Consider the following 20,244-nt stretch of genomic DNA (forward strand, 5'->3'; position numbering starts at 1 on the left):
AAGGTGGTTTATATTCTATGAAAAAGACGCCAATTGATCGATTTCGAGTAATGGGATTTATTGAAGGGGGCTCGCTTCTACTCCTGATGTTTATTGCCATGCCAATAAAATATGGCCTGGATATTCCGGAGGTGGTAAGTGTAGTCGGGGCAATCCATGGTTTCCTTTTCATCACCTATCTTTTCGTCATTGCCTATGTAACGTATAAAGTCAGATGGTCCTTTAAATGGATAGCGGGTGCAGTAATTGCAGCATTTATCCCGTTTGGAAATATAATTTTGGACTCTTATCTGAAAAAATCCACTCTAGTAAACTGACCCCTTATCTCAGGGGTCAGTTTTTTGATGCTGTTTGTTATAAGTTTCCGTTGCAATGTCTTATAATGAATGCAGATATAATCATCAAAGGGGTTGTCGTGTTGAAGCTTCGTCCTGTTCTATCAATTCTTGCATTTTTTTCGTTGTACAATATATTCGTTTACTATCTTGGCTGGAATGTGTGGATCTGGGCAAGCACCGCCTTGAATTGGGAACACCCCATCCTATATAGCCTCATTGTAGCAATAGTCGCGTATTCCTATATACTCGGAAGGCTGATGAAGGTCCTTAGTTTCCTCTCCATCCTCGGCTCCTATTGGTTTGCGGTGGTGCAATACGGTCTACTTCTGTTCCCTGTAGCCAATTTAACTGTATTTCTGCTGAAGTGGAGTCCATTATCAGAAGAAGCTGCAATCATCTGGACCGGAAATGTTACTTTGATCATCTTTATGCTGCTCATGGCACTAGGGACGTTCAACGCATACAGTCCGGTAATTCGAAGCTACGAGATCTCCATACCCAAAAATGTGATAAACCATAAAGAACTGAAAATCGCTGTAGCATCTGATATGCATTTCGGAAAGCTATCCGGAAGGGCTCATGTGAGTCGTCTTGTAAAAATCGTGAAAAGTATGAATCCGGATTTAATCCTGCTTCCTGGGGATATAATCGATGACGATCCAAAGCAATTTGTACGGAAGCAAATGGGGGAAATCCTGAAGAACATGCATGCTCCAATGGGGATGTACGGTGTACTGGGCAACCACGAGTATTACGGAAGAGAGATTCCGGCTTTTTTAGAGGAAATGAATAAGCTTGATATCCGCATTCTCATGGATGAAGTAATTAAAGTCGAGGACAGCTTTTATTTAGTGGGCAGGAAAGATAAGACGGATTCAAGAAGACGGTCTATCAAGGAATTGGTAGAGAACCTGGACCATAATCTTCCCATCATCGCCATGGATCATCAGCCGACCCAGCTAAAGGAAGCAGAAGAAAGTGGTATTGATATAATTTTATCTGGTCATACCCACAGAGGGCAAATGATGCCCAATCACCTCATTACCAAAAGGATGTTCGAACTGGATTGGGGCTACCTGAAGAAAAACAGCTTACATGCTATCGTTTCCTCGGGGTTCGGTTTTTGGGGACCGCCGATACGAATTGGCAGCAGATCCGAGGTAGTTGAATTAAAGGTCTCCTTCTTACAGGAAGATTAACCTGAAGTGAATAGACTCAAATGGGTCTATTTTTTTTACAAACGATAATGAAGTATAATGAATCAGGTGTAAATAGAAGAAAAAATGAGGGTACAGCATGAAAAATAGTTTTAGAGACTTCCAATTAAGTGAAGAGATAGTTAGCGCTCTTGAAAAATTAAAATATACAGTTCCTACGGAAGTCCAAGCAAAAGTTCTTCCGAATGCAATGGAAAAGAAGGATCTCGTCGTGAAATCACAGACAGGCAGCGGCAAAACAGCAGCATTTGGCATACCGCTTTGTGAACTAGTAGAGTGGGAGGAGAATAAACCCCAGGCACTCGTTCTGACTCCAACCCGCGAGCTTGCGGCCCAGGTCAAAGAGGATATAACGAATATCGGTAGGTTCAAGCGGGTTAAAGCCACCGCGATCTATGGCAAGCAGCCATTTGATAGGCAGAAGCTGGAGTTGAAGCAAAAGTCTCATGTGGTCGTGGGGACACCTGGCAGGGTGCTCGATCATATGGAAAAAGGGACGTTTGACGTGGAGCGTTTAAAGTATCTTGTTATAGATGAAGCAGATGAAATGTTAAATATGGGTTTTATTGATCAGGTGGAAGCCATTATCCAAAAGTTGCCCATCGATAGGGTGACGATGCTATTCTCCGCGACATTACCAGAGGATGTCGAGCAGCTTTCTCATAAATATATGAAAACGCCAACTCATATTGAAATAAAAGGTACAGGAATCACAACAGATAAAATTGAGCATGCAGTTATTGAAGTTCAAGAGAATGAAAAGTTTTCACTGTTGAAGGCTGTTACAACACTGGAGAACCCGGATAGCTGTATCGTTTTTTGTAGAACTCAGATCCAGGTGGATGATGTATATCGTCAACTAGAACGCGCGGGCTATCCTTGCGACAAGCTGCATGGCGGTCTGGTGCAAGAGGATCGTTTCGCTGTTATGAATGAGTTCAAACTAGGAAAATTCCGCTATCTGGTGGCGACGGACGTTGCGGCAAGAGGGATTGATATCGCAAATGTTTCTCTTGTGATCAATTACGACCTGCCGATGGAGAAAGAGAGCTATGTCCATCGAACAGGCAGGACGGCTCGTGCAGGAAATTCGGGAAAAGCCATTACATTCGTTACTCCATATGAAGAAAAATTCCTCGCAGAAATCGAATCGTATATTGGATTTAAGATAGCGAAAAGAGAAGCTCCAACTAAAGAAATGGTTTTTCGGGCAACATCTGAATTTGAAATAAAAATAAATACACGTCCAACTATTAAAGAAGCAAAGAGTGCGAAATTGAACAAGGATATTATGAAGCTCTATTTCAATGGTGGAAAGAAAAAGAAAATAAGAGCGGTCGACTTCGTCGGCACCCTATCCAAAATACCAGGAGTGGCTGCAGGGGATATAGGCATCATCACCATTCAGGAAAATGTCTCCTATGTTGATATTTTGAATGGAAAGGGTCCGATTGTACTGAAAGCGATGAAGCACACCACGATAAAAGGAAAAATGCTGAAGGTCCATGAGGCACGACAATAACTCTTCAATCCACAGTTGACAAATCGGAATCGTCGGGTTTATGATTATCATAACAAATTACTCTTTCCAGTCATAACTTAATAGCGTAACTTATCCAGAGAAGTGGAGGGAATGGCCCTATGAAGCTTCAGCAACAGATTCTATAAAAAGAATACTGTGCTAATTCCAGCAAGCAGTGATGCTTGGCAGATAAGTTGAGGTCTTATTTCTTAAAAAAACCAACCTCTTCTTGTCTCAGACTGGAAGAGGTTTTTTGTATTTTCTATAGTTGACTAGCTGTTGATTGGAGCAATAGGCGAAGACTCCTGCGGGAGGTAGCGTTTAGGGGAGACCCCACAGGCGAAGCCGAGGAGGCTCTCGCAAGCCCCGCGGAAAGCGCAGCCTAGTGCGGAAATCAACAGCGGTGCTAAACGTAACCAAAATTTTAAGGAGTGATGAAAATGGGAGAAATTTTGAAAAATGCGGTTGAAAATCGGCGGTCGGAATTAATCAGTAAGCTCCTCTATTTCCGTGTATTCAAAAAGGAGGATCAGCACCTGTATGAACTGTCCTTATCAGACTTGGAGCAGGAATATAAAAAATACGACCATTACATGCATCCCCATGATGACATGGGATCGATCCAGTGGGTTAAAAGCAAGTAGGAGGATTAATGAGGAGACGGGAACTGTAAAAATAGGGTTAATATGCAAGACAGCCGAATATTCTTTGGGGAGAGCCTATATAAGGGGGAATCAAAAATGTCTGAAACCACAATTGTATCCTCACTTACAAAATTTGTAGATGCACTCCCTATTCCTCCAAAATTAGAACCAGTAAAAAAAGACAACACTTACACCTATTACGAGGTAACAATGAAGGAAACAAAGCAATCCCTTCACCGCGATCTCCCCTCGACAACGGTGTGGGGATATGAAGGAATATTCCCTGGACCGACCATAGAAGTCGACTGTGGGGAGAAGGTATTCATCAAATGGATGAATGCTCTGCCAAAAAGGCATTTGCTGCCAGTGGACTTTACGGTTCATGGTGCCCATAAAGATGTTCCGGAAGTCCGAACAGTCGTTCATGTACATGGTGCAGTTGTGGAACCTGATAGTGACGGGTACCCCGACTCATGGTTCAGTGCAAATTTTGAACAGGTTGGCCCCACATTTACACAAAAAATCTACCGGTACGATAATTACATGAATTCCTGTACGCTCTGGTACCATGATCACGCACTTGGTATTACCCGCCTCAATATATATGCAGGACTCGCTGGGATGTATATAGTACGAAGTGATTTCGAGCGTTCCCTGAAACTTCCCTCATCCGCCTATGATTTCCCTCTTATCATCCAGGATAGATCCTTTCGACCGGATGGTTCTCTCTACTATCCGACACAACCGGATGAACCGGTATCAGGATTGAAAACATCTGTAGTACCGGAGTTTTTTGGCAATACGATTCTGGTCAATGGGAAAGTATGGCCTTACTTGGTAGTAGAACCTCGCAAATATCGTTTCCGAGTAGTCAATGCTTCCAACAGCCGCTTTTATCGAATAAAACTGGACTCAGGACAGCTCATGTATCAGATCGGAACGGATAGAGGTCTGATGGATCGACCGATAGGCATCAGATCCATCACACTTGCACCAGCAGAAAGAGCAGATTTAATCATTGATTTTACTAATCTCGAAGGAGAAAGTATCATCATGACCAATGATGCACCTGCTCCATTCCCTAAGGGGGACAAGGGAAATGAAATTGTAGAAGTAATGAAATTCTTCGTAGAACTGCCACTTCGACATATAGACACCTCCGTCATTCCAGCTTACATGGAAAACCTCTCAAGACTACGGACACATGATGCGACAAAAAAACGTTTTTTGACATTGGATCATACCATGGACCGATTTGGTCGTGAAATGATGCTTTTGGACAACAAGGACTGGGATGCCCCCATATCTGAAAAACCAGTTCTAGGGAGCACAGAAATCTGGTATTTGGTCAATACCACCGAGGATACCCATCCCATTCATATCCATCTGGTGGACTTTCAAATCCTGGGCCGCAGGGAATATGATGTGGAGCGGTTTAATCGGGAGCGGGTGATTGAGTATAGGGGAGACCCCTTTCCGCCAGAACCGCAGGAATGCGGCAGGAAAGATACAGTCAGGGCTAATCCGGGGGAAGTTACCAAAATCATCATGAAATTTGGCCCTTTTACAGGACTATATGTATGGCATTGCCATATGCTAGAACACGAGGATTATGAAATGATGAGACCTTATATGGTAATAAAGTAAGCTTTAATTTGAAGAGAATGGCGGATAAATCATGAATGATGAAAAGAAAATACTTGCTGGTTCATGGATACAGGCTATTGGAACAGTCCTTTCCGCTATAAGCAGTACAAGATTCCTTGTAAGGGGGGAAGAGGAGAGTGATGGCTTAGACATTGTTGGGAATGTGCTTCAAGCTACAGGAAATGCATTGGAAGCCGATGGGCAGGAAGGTTTCTCATATGGAAGGATTGGCAATGGAATTCAAGCCGTCGGGAATATCACGGTTATTTCAGGCCTGGTCTTGCCTGAAGAAAAAATCATCAGGGGAAAATTATTTATCACTGGGAATCTGTTTCAGGCTCTCGGTGCAGCGACGGCACTAGGAGAAGAATGGGAGGCGACTGATGCTGATGCAATGGCCATCATCGGGAACATACTTCAGGTTATAGGGAATTCCCTTCAGGCAATCGGTGGTGCAGAAGAAATAAGGACAGGGGAAAGTGAAAACACTGATGCGGTGATTACTACGGGGAGCTGGATTCAAGCAATCGGGGCGGTCATTCTTGCATTGGAAATCACTAAAGAACAAACCGTTGATGAAAAAGAATCAAAGAACAAAATCCCAAAGGAGTGTTAATCTCCTTTGGGATTTCCGTTTTGACCTTTTCTTAGTCTATACACCGATCGATTCTTCAATATTTATTTGCTTCAAATACTCAGCCAGCAATTCAGGGGCAGTTAGATAAATCAGCCCATTTCCCTTCGAGACTCTTAGGGTATCCTAATGGAATGGTACGCTTCACAAGCTGTGCATACAATTCCGGCTCGGTAAGCTTTCGCTCAAACTCGCTTTCTGACAAATGTTTGACCAGGGAGAGTGCCCCAGCAACGTGTGGTGCGGACATGGATGTACCACTGAAAACAGCGTATCTGCCTCCGGGAATCGTGGAGATTATCTTTTCTCCTGGTGCTACAACGTCCACTTCATTATTGGAATTGGTGAAATAGGACGATTTACGTTGAAGACTCACTGCCCCAACCGAAATTACTTCGTTATAGCCTGCCGGATAAGAGAATTCCTCGGTAGAATGCTTTCCATCCCCCTCATTCCCTGCGGCACACACAACCAGGATTTGATTTTCCACTGCGGTCTTGATTGCATCATGAAGCTCAGGAACGTCTATCGGGCCACCAAGTGACATGGTGATGATATCCACTTTCTGTGTAATTGCATATTCAATTGCGCTTGTCACCCATTCATAGGAGCCAGAGCCTTCTTCTCCAGCAAGTGCTTTTAAAATCAGCAGTTTGGCTTCTGGAGAAACGCCGATCACACCGGATTCGGCATTAATGGCAGCGATGGTACCGGCAACATGTGTGCCATGTCCGTTATAGTCGGTAATCTTTTCGGGGTCGCCATTATCATCATCGGTAAAATTCCGACCTGCAATGATTCTCCCTTCCAAATCCGGATGGGAGGTATCGCATCCGGTATCAATGACTGCTATGACAGTACCTTTTCCTTTAAAGCCTCTATTCCAGAGAGAGGGAGCTTGTATCATGTCCACTCCTTCGGGAATTTGCTGCGCCTCAAACAATTGATTGTCAACTTTGTACGGAATTAAATGAACCAGCTTTTCCATTACAACGCCTCCTAATCATTATTTAAAAAAAGTGAGACAAGTTACTTTCTGAAAATTCTACCAATTTCCATTGAAAAGTTCAAGTGCCAAAAAGACTATGTAAGCTAACTTCCTATCAAAACGCATATCTTTTCAAAACGCATATCTTTTCAACGGTCGTAGCCCCGATAAGCCTCAAGTCTTATCTCAAAATATAGCTCAGGCTCGTTATAGCAATCCTTGAAAGCAGATAAGATAGAGACATGAAAGGAGGAAACACAGATGAAAAAATTTGGATTGTTATTAGTAGGGGTAATCGCGTTCTTCATATTACTGGCGAATATCGGACCGTTACTCGGGTTGGCCTTAAGCTTGGTTGTTTCCTATTATGCGGTGAAGGAGTTTATGAAAACCGATTCCACCGCCAACAAGGTACTGTGGGGAATCATCGGTTTCATCGCCATTGGATTCTCGATCGCAAATGTCCCGGCCGTTCTAGGACTTGTAGCAGCGTACATTTTATATGTTGTTTATAAAAACTGGAACAAGCCGAAAGACACGATCATCGAAGCGAAAGAAAGCGATGACCCATTTACAAACTTTGAAAAAGAATGGAATGCACTAAACAACAAATAATTAAAGGAGTGTCTGAAAATGAGTTTATTTACGAGAATTAAGAATACTATCGCAGCAGATTTCCATGAAGTTCTTGATAAAAAAGAGCAAAAGAATCCAATATCCATGCTTAATCAGTACTTAAGGGATTGTGAGAAAGAAGTGGATAAGGTACGACTTTTAGTGGAGCGTCAAAACATCCTGAAAGATGAGTTTGTCAGAGAATATCATCAAGCTAACCAACTTGCGGGAAAAAGAAAGCATCAAGCTGAAATAGCTTCTAAAGCTGACGAGTCGGAGCTCTATGAATTTGCTGAAAGAGAGTATCAGCAATATGAGGTACGCGCAAAGCAGCTGAAGATTTCCTTAGAAAAAGTTACGGAAGATCTAACTTCCCTGGAGCAAAAATATGAAGGTATGAAACACAAGCTAAAGGATATGTACATTAAGCGGATGGAATTGATGGGCAGAGAAAATGTGGCCAGAGCCAATCATCGTATGAATCAAGTCCTGGAATCCAATAACGGAGTGCCATCCTCTTCTAGATTCACTGAAATGGAGAGCTACCTGGAGCGTCTGGAGCATCAGGTGAATTCTTCCTACCACCGTCATACAATCGATGCACGAATCGCACAGATTGAAAAAGAATTGCCAAATGATGAGAAAACACATTCTCTTTCATCCTGATAACTGATATTCTAAAAAAAGGCGGCATGGTACGCCTTTTTTATCCATTGCAGCAGCAGCATGTAATATGCCTTAAAAGGAGGGGAAACAATGTTAAATATGAAGAAAACAGACCTGTTAAGCTATATTCTCATCATCGGATTTTTTATTTTTATCCTGGAAATCTCATTTTTTGATACCGGGCTCATTTTTTCCCTTCTTATTTCTGGCATATGTCTATACTTCGGTCGAAAAAAATGGAGTTGGTTTCTCGGTAAAGTCTTATTTGCAATCGGTGCGCTAACTATTTTCTTTACGATAATCGGATCTTTCACATTCCGGTTTCTGTTATTGGCTTCGATTATTTACTTCTTTATTTTGTTTACGCAATCTAAACAAAATCCGACTTATTTCAGGCCTGAAATAGCGCCAGCCAAGGTCGGACAAGTGGTGAAGCGGGAACAGAAGTGGTTCCAGAATAAATTCTTAGGCCGACAAAAAACACCGGAACACTCCTACACATGGGATGATGTCAATATACAGACCGGTATTGGGGATACCATCATCGATCTGAGCTATACCGTTCTTCCGAAAGGGGAAGCAATCATTTCCATCCGGAACGTTGTAGGGAATATCCAAATCCTTGTTCCATATGAAGTGGATATCAGTGTCAAGCATTCAGTGATGGTCGGCTCGACGATCATTTTAGAAGAAGAAGAATCAAAAACATGGAATCAGACGATACATTACCAAACTTCGGGGTATGAGGATTCCACCCAAAAGATAAAAATAATCACCTCTTGCTTGGTGGGAAGCCTCGAGGTGAAAAGAGTATGAGTATATTGCAAAGGCACTTTCTGTTGGGGGTCACCACAGCCATCATCAGTTTTCTTGCATTTGGTATCGTGTACTTCCTGTCTTTTCCCTTAATGGAGTGGTCCTCTTTGTGGAAAGTAAAAGTGTTTGACCTGCCATTTGTTCTATTTGCTTTATGTATATCCGTCTTCATCGGCTTGATCATTGGTCTATTTTCAGGAATGTATTGGAGAAAGCAAATAGTGGGGATTCACGCTCACCTAATTCAAATGGAGCAAGGGAGAAATATCGAATGGGTGGAAAAGAACCCGGTTCATGAAATAGGGGAAATAGAAAGCGAACTGAAAAAAATTCAAAGACAGATGAAGGAACAAACAAAGCTTTCGCAAAAGCTTGCGAATGAAAAAGCGGTGGACCTTGAAAGCAGAATCCAGGAAATCGTATCGCAGGAGCGTAACAGATTAGCCAGGGAATTGCATGATTCCGTAAGCCAGCAGCTGTTCGCTGCATCGATGCTCATGTCGGCCTTAACGGAGCCGAAAGAGTCACTCGAAGACAGGGAAACAAAGCAGCTCAGGCTGGTCGAAGAAATGATTCATCAATCCCAATTGGAAATGCGTGCGCTACTTCTGCACTTGAGGCCTGTTGCTTTGAAAGGGAAAACGCTCCAGGAAGGTGCAGAGGAGCTATTGGTAGAATTGATGCAAAAGGTTCCGATGAGCATTGCATGGAAGATTGAACCCTTTTCCATTGACAAGGGAGTGGAGGACCATTTGTTCCGAATACTTCAAGAAAGCCTCTCCAATACGCTTCGGCATGCCAAGGCGTCATCCGTTGATGTGCTCTTGATCAGCCGAGATGATTTTATCATCCTGAGAGTTGTAGATGATGGGAAAGGCTTTGATGTGGAAAAGGAACGGGCTGGCGCGTATGGATTGCAAAACATGTACGAGCGGGCCGTGGAGATAGGCGGCACGTTAAAAATAGTGAGTGTAGAAAATCAGGGTACAAGATTGGAAGTAAAGGTTCCTAAGTTGGATTTAAAGGGTGAGGGAAATGATTAGAGTCTTATTTGTAGATGATCATGAAATGGTGAGAATTGGTGTCACTGCCTATTTATCCGCACAGCCTGATATAGAAGTGATTGCAGAAGCGGATGATGGAAAATTGGCAGTGGAATTGGCGCTTCTGCATAAACCGGATATTATCTTGATGGATCTTGTTATGAAGGAAATGGATGGCATTGAAGCAACCAAAAGGATTATCGATCAATGGCCGGACGCAAAAATAATAATTGTCACAAGCTTCTTGGATGATGAAAAAGTGTATCCGGCACTTGAAGCAGGAGCAACGAGTTACATGCTGAAAACTTCCAAGGCAAGTGATATTGCAAATGCAGTACGCTCCACTTTTAAAGGTCAATCCATCCTGGAACCTGAAGTGGCAGGGAAAATGATGAAAAAGATGCGTCAAAAAAATGAACACTACTTGCATGAAGAACTTACAAATCGTGAAATGGAGATTCTGCTCCTTATGACACAAGGGAAGACGAATCAGGAAATTGCGGATGAGCTGTTTATTGCATTGAAAACAGCTAAAGTGCATGTAAGCAATATATTGGCGAAGCTGCAGGTCCAGGACCGGACCCAGGCAGTCATTTACGCATTCAAGCATAACCTCGTCAAATAAATTGGGCAGTGTACTGTTTCCTGTCCTTTTTCTTGACCTACCCTGCAAAGTTAATCATATCTAAGGCTTGCCAAATTTTGATTAATCGGCTTTCATTGCTTTTTAAAAGATTTACCGATAAGCTTTAAAGGCAAGCATTAACAAGATAGAGGATGAGTAGTAGTTGGAAAAGAAATTGGACACCCAGGAATTTATTTATACATATGCAAGCAGCCCTGAAGAGCGATCCTTGAGCCACTTGGAGATGCGCTCTTTTTTTGGCATGGAATCACCCTATAACATAATAAAAAGCACCATTAACATAGATCCAAGCAGAAGCCCTTTTATAAGGGAACGTATCGAAGTTCTATATTCTGGGGATGAACTTTCGGATATTCTAGAGCAGGTCGAAGAAATAGATATGTTGGATAAGACGTTCAAAATCATCTTCATCAAGATTAATGACCTTGAAAAAGAAGCTCAAATTGAATACAACGAGAGAAGATTAATGGAACGGGACCTTGGGGCACGCATCCATGGAGAGGCGGATGTCCATAATCCCGCGCATATCTTTGGTATTGTGGCATATGGTGGTAGATGGTACTTTGGCAATTATCGTAAAAATGAAGCGGTATGGTTGAAGCACACAAAGAAGCCACGCGAATATTCCACTGCATTAAGCACTCGGGTCGCCCGCGCGGTTTCCAATTTAGCCGTTCCACATCCAGATGGAGTAAGAGCGATTGATCCATGTTGTGGAATCGGTACCGTACTGGTTGAAGCATTGTCCATGGGGATTCATATAGAGGGAAGGGATATTAACCCTTTGGTTACGGAGGGCTCTAGGGAAAACATTGCTCATTTCAACTTAAAAGGAAATGTGACATTGGGACCAATAGCGGATGTTACGGAAAAATATGATGTCGCAATCATAGACATGCCATACAACCTCTATACACATGCGACACCAGAAGATCAGGCAGACATCTTAAGACACGCTCGAAGAATAACGGATAAACTGGTCGTTGTTACCATCGAAACAATCGATGATATGATAGAAAAAGCGGGCTTTGAAATCAAAGACCGCTGTGTCACAAAGAAAGGGTATTTTTCAAGAGAAATACTTGTATGCTACTAAAACCCGATTTTTGACCAATCAAACAAGGAACCTGGATCCATTTTACGAACGGGGGCATATTCGTGGTGACCGACGATATGTTCCCGGTCATTTTTAATAGAGGGATGACGATTTAAAAGATCCACCAACAGCTCGTTCAATGCGGTATACTGTGCCTCGGTGTACCCGATATCTGTAGGGTCTATCCTCTCATAGATTTCCTCAGGGACGATAGGAAACATCTCTTCCTTTGTCCCGATAGCAAGCAATTCTATTCCAATTGAATATTCATTGAAACTATTATGGTAATGCTGATAATTTAAATCAATTCCTTTTCCCGCATGAAAGGCAACCCTGCTTTCCGGTACAAGATGATAAACCTCCCCATCTCTCCCAATCATGTAATGGGCCGACACTTCATATTCTTCAAACAAAGCATACACTTCATCCAGATTGTAGGGATCCTCCGGGTTACGCATGGCATTATTAGTGAAATGCAGCATCACATGGGTGACGGACCCGGATCGCATACGCGAATTCTGTTTGGGAAGCATCCAATCAGTTACCTCAATCCCTGGGATGAAGAAATCTCTCTCCCTCTCAGGGGCTCGATCATCTATTCGCTCCTCTACGGCAGTATCTGAAGGTATTTCCTTGGCGATTTCAGATGTGCAGCCTGCTAGCAGAAGAGCGACCATCAAACTGGCAAACAAAAGCATTTTTTTCATAAGCTACCCCTACTCTAGTTGATAAATTCAACATGATCTACTTTATTAATTCCTTGAGTATCATGGATTCTCCTTCCTTATGTGGGAAGTTTGTTTATTCAACTGAAGAAAAGGATAAGGATAATGTAAGAGTAAATACAAAGGAGGAAAGCGTGATGCCATATGATTCATTGAAAGATCTGCCAAAAGGCGTCAAAGACAATCTACCGAAGCACGGACAGGAAATCTATAAAGAAGCCTTCAACTCTGCCTCAGAACAATATGACAAGGAAGAAACCGCCCATAAGGTTGCATGGGATGCTGTGAAGAATAAATATAAGAAAAATGACAAGGATGAATGGGTCGAAAAGTAGGGAGCAGTTCCCTTATATATATGTGTCCCTTTATGGTAAAATGAAGCCAAAGCAAACATCAAGGAGGGCTTCAGATGAACCAGAAAGTTATCGTCTATTCCGCAAAGGGATGCAAGGACTGTGAATATGTAAAGGAATACCTGAAACAAGAGGAAATTCCCTTTGAAGTAAGGGATATCTTAGCAAATCCGGTCTACCAACAGGAAGTAGAAAAGTTCGGATTTATGGGAATTCCAGTTACTGCAGTCGGGGACAAAGCGGTAAAAGGATTCAATCCGATGGAGATCAACAAATTACTAGAGTCTGTAAAATAAGAAGCTGCAGTCGATTTTTCGACTGCAGCTTTATTCTTTCTATGCTTCTATATTAAGGCTTCAATACAACCTTTACACATTCATCTGCATGGTCATTAAAGATCTTGTAGGCTTCTCCAGCTTGATGAAGAGGCATTCGATGGGAAACGATTTCTGTAGGATCAAATTCCCCAGCGGTAATCATCTCAAATAGCTTTGGCATATAATGAATGACCGGTGCCTGTCCCATTTTAAGGTTGATATTCCGTTCAAAGATATTGCCAAGAGGGAACATGTTATATTTAGATCCATAGACGCCTGTCAGTTGGATGGTCCCGAATTTTCTGACTGCATTCATTCCAATTTCAAATGCGCTTAGGGTACCACCCTGCAGCTTAAGCTTTTGTCCGATCTCCTCCAGTGCCGATTTTTTGCCATCCATACCTACGCAATCAATGACAATGTCAGCACCACCATTCGTTATTTCTTTTATATGTGAGCCCAAATCTTTAAATTTATCAAAATTAAAGATTTCCACTTTATTCATCTTCTTGGCCCGTTCAAGTCTGTATGGAAGATTATCGACTGCTATCACGCGTTTCGCACCTTTCATCCATGCGAATTTCTGTACCATTAAGCCGATAGGTCCGCATCCAAGCACAACAACCGTATCATCACTATTCACCCCTGCATTTTCCACACTCCAATAAGCCGTTGGAAGAACATCTGACATAAAGAGCAATGCCTCATCCTCAAGTTCCACTGATTCTGGAATGACAAATGGCATGAAATTACCATAGGGAACACGTAAGAGCTCCGCCTGGCCACCTGGATGATTTCCATAACGTTCCGTGAAACCGAAGTATCCCCCAGTATCAACTTCCGGATTGGGATTGGAATGATCACACTGGCTCTCCCATTCATTTTTGCAATAGAAGCAGGTTCCGCAGGAAATATTGAAAGGAATGACCACTCTATCACCTTTTTTCACTTTCGTCACTTCGGGACCGACTTCCTCCACAATACCCATCGGCTCATGACCAACTACATAGTCCTTTTCAGTAGGCAATGCTCCCTGGTAAATATGCAAATCAGATCCACAAATGGCTGTGGAAGTAATCCTTACAATAATGTCATCCTTTTTCTGAAGGGATGCATCCGGAACCTCTTTGACTTTCATTTCCTTAATGCCCTGGAACGTTACAGCTTTCAATAAAATAACCTCCAATATTTAGGATAGTCTATTTATACCCTGTTCAGAAAAGTATTATCCTTGAAGGTTGGAAGTTTTAGAAAATGGAACTTTAGTACTTGTTCGACAAGAATACATACACTTTCTAAACTGTACTATAGTGTTTCATGGTTATGCCATTTACTGTATAATGAAGAATAAATAGGGAAAATGTGGGGAGTGGACAAAATAAAGATATTAAAAACCAATATGAAATGGCTGATAATTGTTGTCTTGCCACTTATCATTATTATGCTGGTGTATTACATTGCAACGGTCGAACCTGAATCGGGTGGGATTATTAAATTGAAAAATCCATTAACCGAAGAAGTGGAACCAGGGGCACAGATGAATTTTCAAGAAACCATCACAACAATAGAAGAAGATTTTGCATTTGATATGTCGGAATTGGCCGTTCAGAACGCCATTCACCATATGAGCCATCAAAAGGTGGAAGCGGATAAAAAATGGGGTGTCCTCCCTTTAACCGAGGAACGTGTCGATAGGTTGCTGCAAGTGGTTCAGCACAATAGGAATGACTACAAGCATGGAAGTTTGTACGAGGAAATTCTCTTAAAATGGCAGGATAAGAACTTTACAGCTGTCGATGATGACCACAATGCCATCTGGGAACTCCAGGATGGCTCTATCGGAAGGGCGACTGGGATTTTGAGTGCGAAGGAAGAGCAGGCGTTTATAGAGGAGAAATTCAGTAATAGGCAATAAACCTTTCTTAATAGTGGGAGAATCAAAAGTCTGTTAAGTTTCTTTTTCATAAATAGAAATAAGTCCCCCTGCAAATTAAACAGGGGGACTTACTGGTTTGATCAATCCTTTAAGGAAAGAGGGTGAAATAATTTCTGAGAATAGTCAAACTGAAAAAGTTTAATATCCTCCACAACCTCCGCCGTAACCTCCGCTGTAACTGCCACCTACAAATGCAGCTCCGACAATTACTAAAAGGATAAATAAAACAACCACCAATGAGAATCCGCCTTTATGACCATCATAGCTCATACTTCCACCACCTTTTGTTCAGGTGATTTATCTTATGTGAAAGTATGCGGAGGCGAAAGGGACAAATACACAAGAAAAGTAAAGTTAGTAAAAATGCCCCACTATGTCTTGCTCTCGTCAACTGTCATCTTTTGGTTGGAAATGTGTAATAAAAAAATCCTCAAAACCAATTGGCTTTAAGGATTATTGTTATGGAGCGGATGGGATTCGAACCCACGACCCCTTCGCTGCCAGCGAAGTATTCTCCCACTGAACTACCGCCCCGTTAAGACTGAATTTATTTTATCAAAAAATCTTTCTTTTGCAAATAGTTTCTCAAAAATATTTTAATCGATATTTTCTACTTCCGCTTGGAAAACTCCGGTCAAGCTTTTGATTTCATAATAGACATCTGTGGTATAGATGCTTTTCTTTGTTGTGATGATGCAATTCAGCACGATATCGTCTCTTTCCTCTTTTACTTTTACCCTTTTGATGTTGAGGTTCTTGCTATGAATCTCCTTCATGACCGTCGTTAGATTCACATCTTTTTCAATATATATTTTGACCTTTATTTCCTTTTCCTTGAGCTTTTTTGGCCCGATAACGTCAAATAGGGAAGGGATGACTTTAACACCTAAAATAATGAAGATTACTCCCGTTAAGGCCTCGACGAAAAAGCCTGCTCCGATAGTAATTCCGATTCCAGCGGATGCTAAAACAAGAGCAGCAGTCGTTAATCCGGAAATGGCCTCGTTGCTTCTTCTCATGATTACACCTGCACCTAAAAATCCGATTCCACTAATAACATAAGATGGAATACGTCCTGGATCCATCGGTCGTGAATACTCTTTGGAATAGAGAAATGCCGATTCGTAGGAAACAATGGTCAGAAGGCACGCCATCACGGATACGATGACACATGTTTTCAATCCTAGTGGCTTTCCTTTTAACTCCCGTTCCAATCCGATGATTACCCCGGCAACTGCTGCCAAGCTAAGTTTTATGATAAAATCATACTCTATGAAAAACTCCAAGATGTCTTCCATCGAACTCCTCCTCTATCTATGTATGCTGTAAAAAATAATAAATAAATGGTTAGAAAATTATAGCAATATTCAGTACAATTAGAAAGTAATATCTACATCATGGAATCTGGACAAGGAGACTGAAAAATGAATAAGTGGATGAATCCGTATATGGCCTTGGCAATCGGTGTCGTAACCGTATCAACATCAGCCATTTTTGTAAAGCTTGCAGAGGCTCCAGCAGGCGTGACTGCCTTTTATCGTCTGCTTTTCTCCGTACTGCTGATTTTGCCGATATTCCTATATAAGTATATGCAGGAATTAAAGGTTATAACGAAACGAGATTGGATCTTTTCCGTCGTTGCAGGGATCTTCTTGGCTTTCCACTTTATATTATGGTTTGAATCCCTTAACTATACTAGTGGAGCCAGTTCCACTGTACTGGTTACCTTACAGCCTTTGTTTGCATTTATTGGGACATACTTTTTCTTCAAGGAAAAGCTAAGTCCCAAATCCATTACAAGTGGAGCAATTGCGATCATCGGCAGCATCATCATCAGCTGGGGAGACTTCCGAATCAGTGGGATGGCACTTTTCGGGGATATACTGGCATTGGTTGCATGTGCATTGGTTACCGCCTATTTACTTTTTGGACAGGACGTCCGGAAAAGACTATCTCTCATTACATATACCTTTATTGTTTATGGAGTAAGCACGATTACGCTATTTTTTTATGTATTGCTCACGGGTGATTCTTTGACAGGCTATTCGGAAATGGATTGGTTATGGTTTCTGTTGCTTGCAATTCTACCCACCCTGCTCGGGCACTCCCTGTTCAATTGGGCAATCAAGTATATCAGTACCAATGTCATTTCCATGAGCATCTTATTTGAACCGATTGGTGCAGCCATTCTTGCCTATTTCGTATTGCAGGAATACATCACCTGGACACAGTTCACTGGTGGTATGCTGGTCATGCTCAGTGTGGCCTATTTTTTAAGAGACAACAAGAAAGCCAAACCTTTAGAGATGATAGAGTGAAGGGAGAGCAGAAAATGATTATAAGGCTGGCGGAGAAAGGTGATGAAGCATCCATTGCAAAAGTGCACGTGGATAGCTGGAAAACTACGTATAAAGGAATTATTGATGATAGCTACTTGGAATCCCTTTCCTATGAAAATAGAAAAAAGATGTGGGAGACAGCAATAGAGGCAGGATATGAGAAAGGTTGTCTTTTTGTAGCAGAAGTGGACGGCGATATCGTAGGTTTTGCAAGTGCGGGAACTGAACGGACGAAGAAATATGAGGTGGACGGAGAACTTTTTGCCATCTATATCCTTCAAAGCTGTCAGAAAAAAGGAATCGGAAAGGCGCTTTTTAGCAAAGTGCGTGAATTCATAATTGAGAAAGGCAACAAATCTATGCTTGTATGGGTGCTGGCTGACAATCCAAGTCGATCCTTCTATTTATCCCTTCACCCTGAGGAGATAGATACCGAACAAATACAAATCGGTGACCAGACATACGAAGAGGTAGCCTATGCGTGGAAATTTTTTGGAGAGTGAAAAATGATGGAGCTTGTTAAGGTTCAAGAGGCAAATGGGTTATCCGCTTTTTTAGAAAAGCACAAGGTGAGCAGGCACCCAATTATTGGGGGAGTACTTTCGGGCCTGCAAATTGGAATGGCCTATGTAGACAATCATGTTAACGCGAAGTTGCTTGTTGTATATGCCGTCCATGAAATGATTTATCTAATTGGGGAAATAGGAGGCCATGATTTTGAAAAATGGTTCCAGGCGGAGCTCCTTCCGATGGCGCGGGCCTTTAGTGAAGAGGACATCAATATAGAAACATATCCCCGAAAAGATGAAGCGGAAATGAAAAATATATTTCAAAGAATTCCTATTAAACAAGGAACAAGAGTGGCATTTGATTTTTCTAAAGAAGAGTATGTTTCTTCTAATAAAAAATTCAACCTACCTAAAGAATACAAAGTTGCATTCATAGACCGTGACATTCTCTTAAAGGATCATGATGATTTACTGACAGATGAAATATTGAAGTTTTGGCACTCCACTGATCTGTTTCTAGAAAGCGGACTTGGGGTGGCTGCCTATTACAAAGACAAAGTAATTGGAGCCTGCGTCTCGGTCTATCAGCATAATGGAATCAAGGAAATTGGAATTAATACCTATGATACTGCACATCGTGGCAAAGGAATTGCTTCCGCTATGGCCAATCTTTTTATTGAGGAGTGTCTGAAACGAGGAGATACGCCGAACTGGACAACGGAACTGTTTCGAAAAGATTCCATTGCCATTGCTAGGAAACTTGGGTTTGTCAACGAACGTAACTACCATTCCTATTACTTTTTGCTTGAAGAAGTTTGAATCAGGTCATTAACTAATGGAAGCCGACTCGCATAAGTCGGCTTCTTTATTTTAGGAAACAAGATCATTCGCAATCAAGGCAAAAACCATCGCAAGCGAAAAGCTGATGATGACGCCCTCACCTCTGACTCTTCCTTTTTGGTTACACAACCGGAGCCCCTCGAAGTATCCGTATAAAAATAACCCCATAGAAGATAAGAGAGCCACAACCATTGCTACGTCTTTAACTACAATCATTACAGAACCTCCTACATTAGCGTTTACTAGAATATATGTAGAAATCTTTCATTACATTCTAGTAAAAATAAAAACAAAAAAGCTAACCCCGGAAGGTTAGCTCAAGAAACGGATTTGTTAAAAGAGAAAATTCTTGGAACCGCCTTGATCAGCAGCAATGTAACGATTGTCGAGATTACAAAGCTAGGCAACATGTATGATCCATTATATAGAAATGAGTAAATTTCAATCGGTTGACCTGCTGGAGCAAAAGCTCTAAAGAAAATGATTCCGGCAAGATAATGAGAAAGAAATCTCAGAGAGCAGGCAATGAAGGTTCCGAAAGTTACAAAATAGATTGCTTTTTTGAATTTGCCTACCTTTACTGCATCTACTACCTGTTTTGCGAACAATCCAGCGAACCCTAGCACTACAAAAGCTACGATATAATCCAACAATATCTGAACAATATGAACCCCGACTGGTCCGAATGTGAGCTGTAATAAGCCTAGTATCAACCCTGTGAGCAATCCACCTTTTAATCCCCAGCGCAATGCCATAATAAAAACGGGGACCATCGCAATAGAGATGGAACCTCCCTGCGCCCATATTTTTAATGGCAAAACTCCTGCTAAAACATCAAGCAAATAAGCTAAAGCACCGAACATTGCAACTTCCACAAGAAAAAGCGTATTCGATTTTTTCATGATAATCTCCTCCTCCAAATAAAAAAGCAACAAAAGAGAGGTTAGGCTCTTTTATTGCTTAATTAAAATAAGTAATAAGTTTGCCACATCCCTACGATAGAATTATCTAACAGGTTCAGAGGGTTAGAACATCTTTGTTCAGTCTCAGCCAAAAGTGGCACCCCTTGTGGATATGAAGTTATGTTGTCTGTCCAATTACTATCATACAAGAGGCGGAGAGGAAGAACAATATATTTTTCAAGTAGCATTTCTAGCATTAATCTGTTTTTCATTAATATGAAGAAACCTTATAAAACTATGAAGAATTCTCATCCTATTATATACCTTCTATATAAACAGGAAAATTGCTTTGAAAATTATCAAGAAAAGTATTGCAATATAGTTTGTAGGATGGTATATTTAATTTCGTCGCCAAGGAACACGGGTAACAAACGAATATCCGGGTAACAAC

24 protein-coding genes, 1 tRNA gene, 1 pseudogene and 2 riboswitches are annotated in these 20,244 nt (G+C 41.6%); of the genes and pseudogenes, 18 read left to right on the top strand and 8 right to left on the bottom strand.

Going from position 1 to position 20,244, the window contains the following annotated elements; translation table 11 throughout:
• Positions 1-17 precede the first annotated feature (17 nt).
• The 6 genes from ACFVAD_RS14600 (at position 18) to ACFVAD_RS14625 (ending at position 5,984) form a co-directional block, all read left to right on the top strand.
• Positions 18-317, top strand: coding sequence for a DUF3817 domain-containing protein (locus ACFVAD_RS14600; RefSeq protein ID WP_386641377.1), 300 nt, complete (start codon positions 18-20; stop codon positions 315-317).
• Positions 318-382: 65 nt separating this feature from the next.
• A complete protein-coding gene (locus ACFVAD_RS14605) occupies positions 383-1,537 on the top strand; it encodes a metallophosphoesterase (protein WP_386641380.1) in 1,155 nt (384 codons plus the stop codon).
• A gap of 97 nt (positions 1,538-1,634) precedes the next feature.
• Positions 1,635-3,077: a DEAD/DEAH box helicase gene (locus ACFVAD_RS14610; RefSeq protein WP_386641383.1), complete on the top strand. Its 1,443-nt coding sequence runs from the start codon at positions 1,635-1,637 to the stop codon at positions 3,075-3,077.
• A gap of 87 nt (positions 3,078-3,164) precedes the next feature.
• Positions 3,165-3,273: riboswitch (SAM riboswitch) on the top strand.
• Positions 3,274-3,517: 244 nt separating this feature from the next.
• Positions 3,518-3,721: a Fur-regulated basic protein FbpA gene (locus tag ACFVAD_RS14615; protein WP_386641386.1), complete on the top strand. Its 204-nt coding sequence runs from the start codon at positions 3,518-3,520 to the stop codon at positions 3,719-3,721.
• Positions 3,722-3,817: 96 nt separating this feature from the next.
• Complete coding sequence (locus ACFVAD_RS14620; RefSeq protein WP_386641389.1) at positions 3,818-5,368, top strand: multicopper oxidase family protein; 1,551 nt, start codon at positions 3,818-3,820, stop codon at positions 5,366-5,368.
• A gap of 31 nt (positions 5,369-5,399) precedes the next feature.
• On the top strand, positions 5,400-5,984 hold the full coding sequence (locus ACFVAD_RS14625) for a DUF6944 family repetitive protein (RefSeq protein WP_386641392.1): 585 nt from the start codon (positions 5,400-5,402) through the stop codon (positions 5,982-5,984).
• Positions 5,985-6,020: 36 nt separating this feature from the next.
• Here ACFVAD_RS14625 and ACFVAD_RS14630 read toward each other — a convergent pair.
• A pseudogene (locus tag ACFVAD_RS14630) lies at positions 6,021-6,990 on the bottom strand (S8 family peptidase).
• Between the two features lie 261 nt (positions 6,991-7,251).
• On the opposite strand from ACFVAD_RS14630, the gene ACFVAD_RS14635 reads away from it, so the two are divergent.
• The 6 genes from ACFVAD_RS14635 to ACFVAD_RS14660 all read left to right on the top strand — a co-directional run bounded on the left by ACFVAD_RS14635 (position 7,252) and on the right by ACFVAD_RS14660 (position 11,872).
• Positions 7,252-7,605 (top strand): lmo0954 family membrane protein, encoded by a 354-nt coding sequence (locus ACFVAD_RS14635; protein ID WP_386641394.1) that lies wholly within the window; start codon positions 7,252-7,254, stop codon positions 7,603-7,605.
• Between the two features lie 18 nt (positions 7,606-7,623).
• The gene (locus tag ACFVAD_RS14640; protein ID WP_386641397.1) at positions 7,624-8,271 is read left to right on the top strand and encodes a PspA/IM30 family protein; all 648 of its coding nucleotides are present in this window, start codon (positions 7,624-7,626) and stop codon (positions 8,269-8,271) included.
• Positions 8,272-8,361: 90 nt separating this feature from the next.
• A complete protein-coding gene (gene liaF / locus ACFVAD_RS14645) occupies positions 8,362-9,087 on the top strand; it encodes a cell wall-active antibiotics response protein LiaF (protein ID WP_386641400.1) in 726 nt (241 codons plus the stop codon).
• Positions 9,084-10,130, top strand: coding sequence for a sensor histidine kinase (locus ACFVAD_RS14650; RefSeq protein ID WP_386641403.1), 1,047 nt, complete (start codon positions 9,084-9,086; stop codon positions 10,128-10,130). Before liaF ends, ACFVAD_RS14650 begins: the two co-directional genes overlap by 4 nt.
• The gene (locus ACFVAD_RS14655; protein WP_386641405.1) at positions 10,123-10,755 is read left to right on the top strand and encodes a response regulator transcription factor; all 633 of its coding nucleotides are present in this window, start codon (positions 10,123-10,125) and stop codon (positions 10,753-10,755) included. Before ACFVAD_RS14650 ends, ACFVAD_RS14655 begins: the two co-directional genes overlap by 8 nt.
• A gap of 163 nt (positions 10,756-10,918) precedes the next feature.
• Positions 10,919-11,872: a TRM11 family SAM-dependent methyltransferase gene (locus ACFVAD_RS14660; RefSeq protein ID WP_386641408.1), complete on the top strand. Its 954-nt coding sequence runs from the start codon at positions 10,919-10,921 to the stop codon at positions 11,870-11,872.
• Here ACFVAD_RS14660 and ACFVAD_RS14665 read toward each other — a convergent pair.
• A complete protein-coding gene (locus ACFVAD_RS14665; RefSeq protein WP_386641411.1) occupies positions 11,869-12,579 on the bottom strand; it encodes an N-acetylmuramoyl-L-alanine amidase in 711 nt (236 codons plus the stop codon). The two genes, ACFVAD_RS14660 and ACFVAD_RS14665, sit on opposite strands and share 4 nt — an antisense overlap.
• 155 nt (positions 12,580-12,734) lie before the next feature.
• Between ACFVAD_RS14665 and ACFVAD_RS14670 the strand changes: the two genes are divergently transcribed.
• Both ACFVAD_RS14670 and ACFVAD_RS14675 read left to right on the top strand, forming a co-directional pair.
• Complete coding sequence (locus tag ACFVAD_RS14670; RefSeq protein ID WP_204420179.1) at positions 12,735-12,932, top strand: ChaB family protein; 198 nt, start codon at positions 12,735-12,737, stop codon at positions 12,930-12,932.
• A 74-nt stretch (positions 12,933-13,006) separates the two neighbouring features.
• Positions 13,007-13,246 (top strand): glutaredoxin family protein, encoded by a 240-nt coding sequence (locus ACFVAD_RS14675; RefSeq protein ID WP_386641414.1) that lies wholly within the window; start codon positions 13,007-13,009, stop codon positions 13,244-13,246.
• Positions 13,247-13,298: 52 nt separating this feature from the next.
• Here the strand turns inward: ACFVAD_RS14675 and ACFVAD_RS14680 are convergent, their stop codons facing one another.
• The gene (locus tag ACFVAD_RS14680; protein ID WP_386641416.1) at positions 13,299-14,438 is read right to left on the bottom strand and encodes a zinc-dependent alcohol dehydrogenase; all 1,140 of its coding nucleotides are present in this window, start codon (positions 14,436-14,438) and stop codon (positions 13,299-13,301) included.
• Positions 14,439-14,636: 198 nt separating this feature from the next.
• Here ACFVAD_RS14680 and ACFVAD_RS14685 point away from each other — a divergent pair, with 198 nt between their 5' ends.
• Positions 14,637-15,182 (top strand): DUF6241 domain-containing protein, encoded by a 546-nt coding sequence (locus ACFVAD_RS14685; protein ID WP_386641418.1) that lies wholly within the window; start codon positions 14,637-14,639, stop codon positions 15,180-15,182.
• Positions 15,183-15,341: 159 nt separating this feature from the next.
• Here the strand turns inward: ACFVAD_RS14685 and ACFVAD_RS14690 are convergent, their stop codons facing one another.
• The 3 genes from ACFVAD_RS14690 to ACFVAD_RS14700 form a co-directional block, all read right to left on the bottom strand.
• Positions 15,342-15,473 carry a YjcZ family sporulation protein gene (locus tag ACFVAD_RS14690; RefSeq protein WP_386641420.1) on the bottom strand — a complete coding sequence of 44 codons (132 nt, stop codon included), beginning with the start codon at positions 15,471-15,473 and terminating at the stop codon, positions 15,342-15,344.
• 192 nt (positions 15,474-15,665) lie between these two features.
• Positions 15,666-15,737: transfer RNA gene (locus tag ACFVAD_RS14695), tRNA-Ala, on the bottom strand.
• A gap of 62 nt (positions 15,738-15,799) precedes the next feature.
• Positions 15,800-16,501 carry an MgtC/SapB family protein gene (locus ACFVAD_RS14700; RefSeq protein ID WP_386641422.1) on the bottom strand — a complete coding sequence of 234 codons (702 nt, stop codon included), beginning with the start codon at positions 16,499-16,501 and terminating at the stop codon, positions 15,800-15,802.
• 126 nt (positions 16,502-16,627) lie between these two features.
• Here ACFVAD_RS14700 and ACFVAD_RS14705 point away from each other — a divergent pair, with 126 nt between their 5' ends.
• From ACFVAD_RS14705 to ACFVAD_RS14715, 3 genes are read left to right on the top strand one after another with little or no spacing between them, the layout of a single operon-like run.
• Positions 16,628-17,521: a DMT family transporter gene (locus ACFVAD_RS14705; RefSeq protein ID WP_386641424.1), complete on the top strand. Its 894-nt coding sequence runs from the start codon at positions 16,628-16,630 to the stop codon at positions 17,519-17,521.
• Between the two features lie 14 nt (positions 17,522-17,535).
• Entirely contained in the window at positions 17,536-18,045 is a 510-nt protein-coding gene (locus tag ACFVAD_RS14710) for a GNAT family N-acetyltransferase (RefSeq protein ID WP_386641426.1), read from the top strand.
• 3 nt (positions 18,046-18,048) lie between these two features.
• Positions 18,049-18,870 (top strand): GNAT family N-acetyltransferase, encoded by an 822-nt coding sequence (locus ACFVAD_RS14715; protein ID WP_386641428.1) that lies wholly within the window; start codon positions 18,049-18,051, stop codon positions 18,868-18,870.
• Positions 18,871-18,921: 51 nt separating this feature from the next.
• Here ACFVAD_RS14715 and ACFVAD_RS14720 read toward each other — a convergent pair whose 3' ends face one another.
• The gene (locus ACFVAD_RS14720; RefSeq protein WP_386641431.1) at positions 18,922-19,107 is read right to left on the bottom strand and encodes a hypothetical protein; all 186 of its coding nucleotides are present in this window, start codon (positions 19,105-19,107) and stop codon (positions 18,922-18,924) included.
• A 101-nt stretch (positions 19,108-19,208) separates the two neighbouring features.
• Entirely contained in the window at positions 19,209-19,793 is a 585-nt protein-coding gene (gene thiT / locus ACFVAD_RS14725) for an energy-coupled thiamine transporter ThiT (RefSeq protein WP_386641434.1), read from the bottom strand.
• A gap of 71 nt (positions 19,794-19,864) precedes the next feature.
• Positions 19,865-19,968, bottom strand: a riboswitch (TPP riboswitch).
• Between the last annotated feature and the right edge of the window lie 276 nt (positions 19,969-20,244).

The organism is Sutcliffiella sp. NPDC057660 (assembly GCF_042800035.1).
Taxonomy (GTDB): Bacteria; Bacillota; Bacilli; order Bacillales; family Bacillaceae_I; genus Sutcliffiella_A.

Bases quoted from the DNA above. Each gene is read 5' to 3' on its own strand.
- ACFVAD_RS14600 (WP_386641377.1), top strand. From the start codon at position 18: ATGAAAAAGACGCCAATTGATCGATTTCGAGTAATGGGATTTATTGAA.
- ACFVAD_RS14605 (WP_386641380.1), top strand. From the start codon at position 383: ATGAATGCAGATATAATCATCAAAGGGGTTGTCGTGTTGAAGCTTCGT.
- ACFVAD_RS14610 (WP_386641383.1), top strand. From the start codon at position 1,635: ATGAAAAATAGTTTTAGAGACTTCCAATTAAGTGAAGAGATAGTTAGC.
- ACFVAD_RS14615 (WP_386641386.1), top strand. From the start codon at position 3,518: ATGGGAGAAATTTTGAAAAATGCGGTTGAAAATCGGCGGTCGGAATTA.
- ACFVAD_RS14620 (WP_386641389.1), top strand. From the start codon at position 3,818: ATGTCTGAAACCACAATTGTATCCTCACTTACAAAATTTGTAGATGCA.
- ACFVAD_RS14625 (WP_386641392.1), top strand. From the start codon at position 5,400: ATGAATGATGAAAAGAAAATACTTGCTGGTTCATGGATACAGGCTATT.
- ACFVAD_RS14635 (WP_386641394.1), top strand. From the start codon at position 7,252: ATGAAAAAATTTGGATTGTTATTAGTAGGGGTAATCGCGTTCTTCATA.
- ACFVAD_RS14640 (WP_386641397.1), top strand. From the start codon at position 7,624: ATGAGTTTATTTACGAGAATTAAGAATACTATCGCAGCAGATTTCCAT.
- liaF (WP_386641400.1), top strand. From the start codon at position 8,362: ATGTTAAATATGAAGAAAACAGACCTGTTAAGCTATATTCTCATCATC.
- ACFVAD_RS14650 (WP_386641403.1), top strand. From the start codon at position 9,084: ATGAGTATATTGCAAAGGCACTTTCTGTTGGGGGTCACCACAGCCATC.
- ACFVAD_RS14655 (WP_386641405.1), top strand. From the start codon at position 10,123: ATGATTAGAGTCTTATTTGTAGATGATCATGAAATGGTGAGAATTGGT.
- ACFVAD_RS14665 (WP_386641411.1), bottom strand. From the start codon at position 12,579: ATGAAAAAAATGCTTTTGTTTGCCAGTTTGATGGTCGCTCTTCTGCTA.
- ACFVAD_RS14670 (WP_204420179.1), top strand. From the start codon at position 12,735: ATGCCATATGATTCATTGAAAGATCTGCCAAAAGGCGTCAAAGACAAT.
- ACFVAD_RS14675 (WP_386641414.1), top strand. From the start codon at position 13,007: ATGAACCAGAAAGTTATCGTCTATTCCGCAAAGGGATGCAAGGACTGT.
- ACFVAD_RS14690 (WP_386641420.1), bottom strand. From the start codon at position 15,473: ATGAGCTATGATGGTCATAAAGGCGGATTCTCATTGGTGGTTGTTTTA.
- ACFVAD_RS14700 (WP_386641422.1), bottom strand. From the start codon at position 16,501: ATGGAAGACATCTTGGAGTTTTTCATAGAGTATGATTTTATCATAAAA.
- ACFVAD_RS14705 (WP_386641424.1), top strand. From the start codon at position 16,628: ATGAATAAGTGGATGAATCCGTATATGGCCTTGGCAATCGGTGTCGTA.
- ACFVAD_RS14710 (WP_386641426.1), top strand. From the start codon at position 17,536: ATGATTATAAGGCTGGCGGAGAAAGGTGATGAAGCATCCATTGCAAAA.
- ACFVAD_RS14715 (WP_386641428.1), top strand. From the start codon at position 18,049: ATGATGGAGCTTGTTAAGGTTCAAGAGGCAAATGGGTTATCCGCTTTT.
- ACFVAD_RS14720 (WP_386641431.1), bottom strand. From the start codon at position 19,107: ATGATTGTAGTTAAAGACGTAGCAATGGTTGTGGCTCTCTTATCTTCT.
- thiT (WP_386641434.1), bottom strand. From the start codon at position 19,793: ATGAAAAAATCGAATACGCTTTTTCTTGTGGAAGTTGCAATGTTCGGT.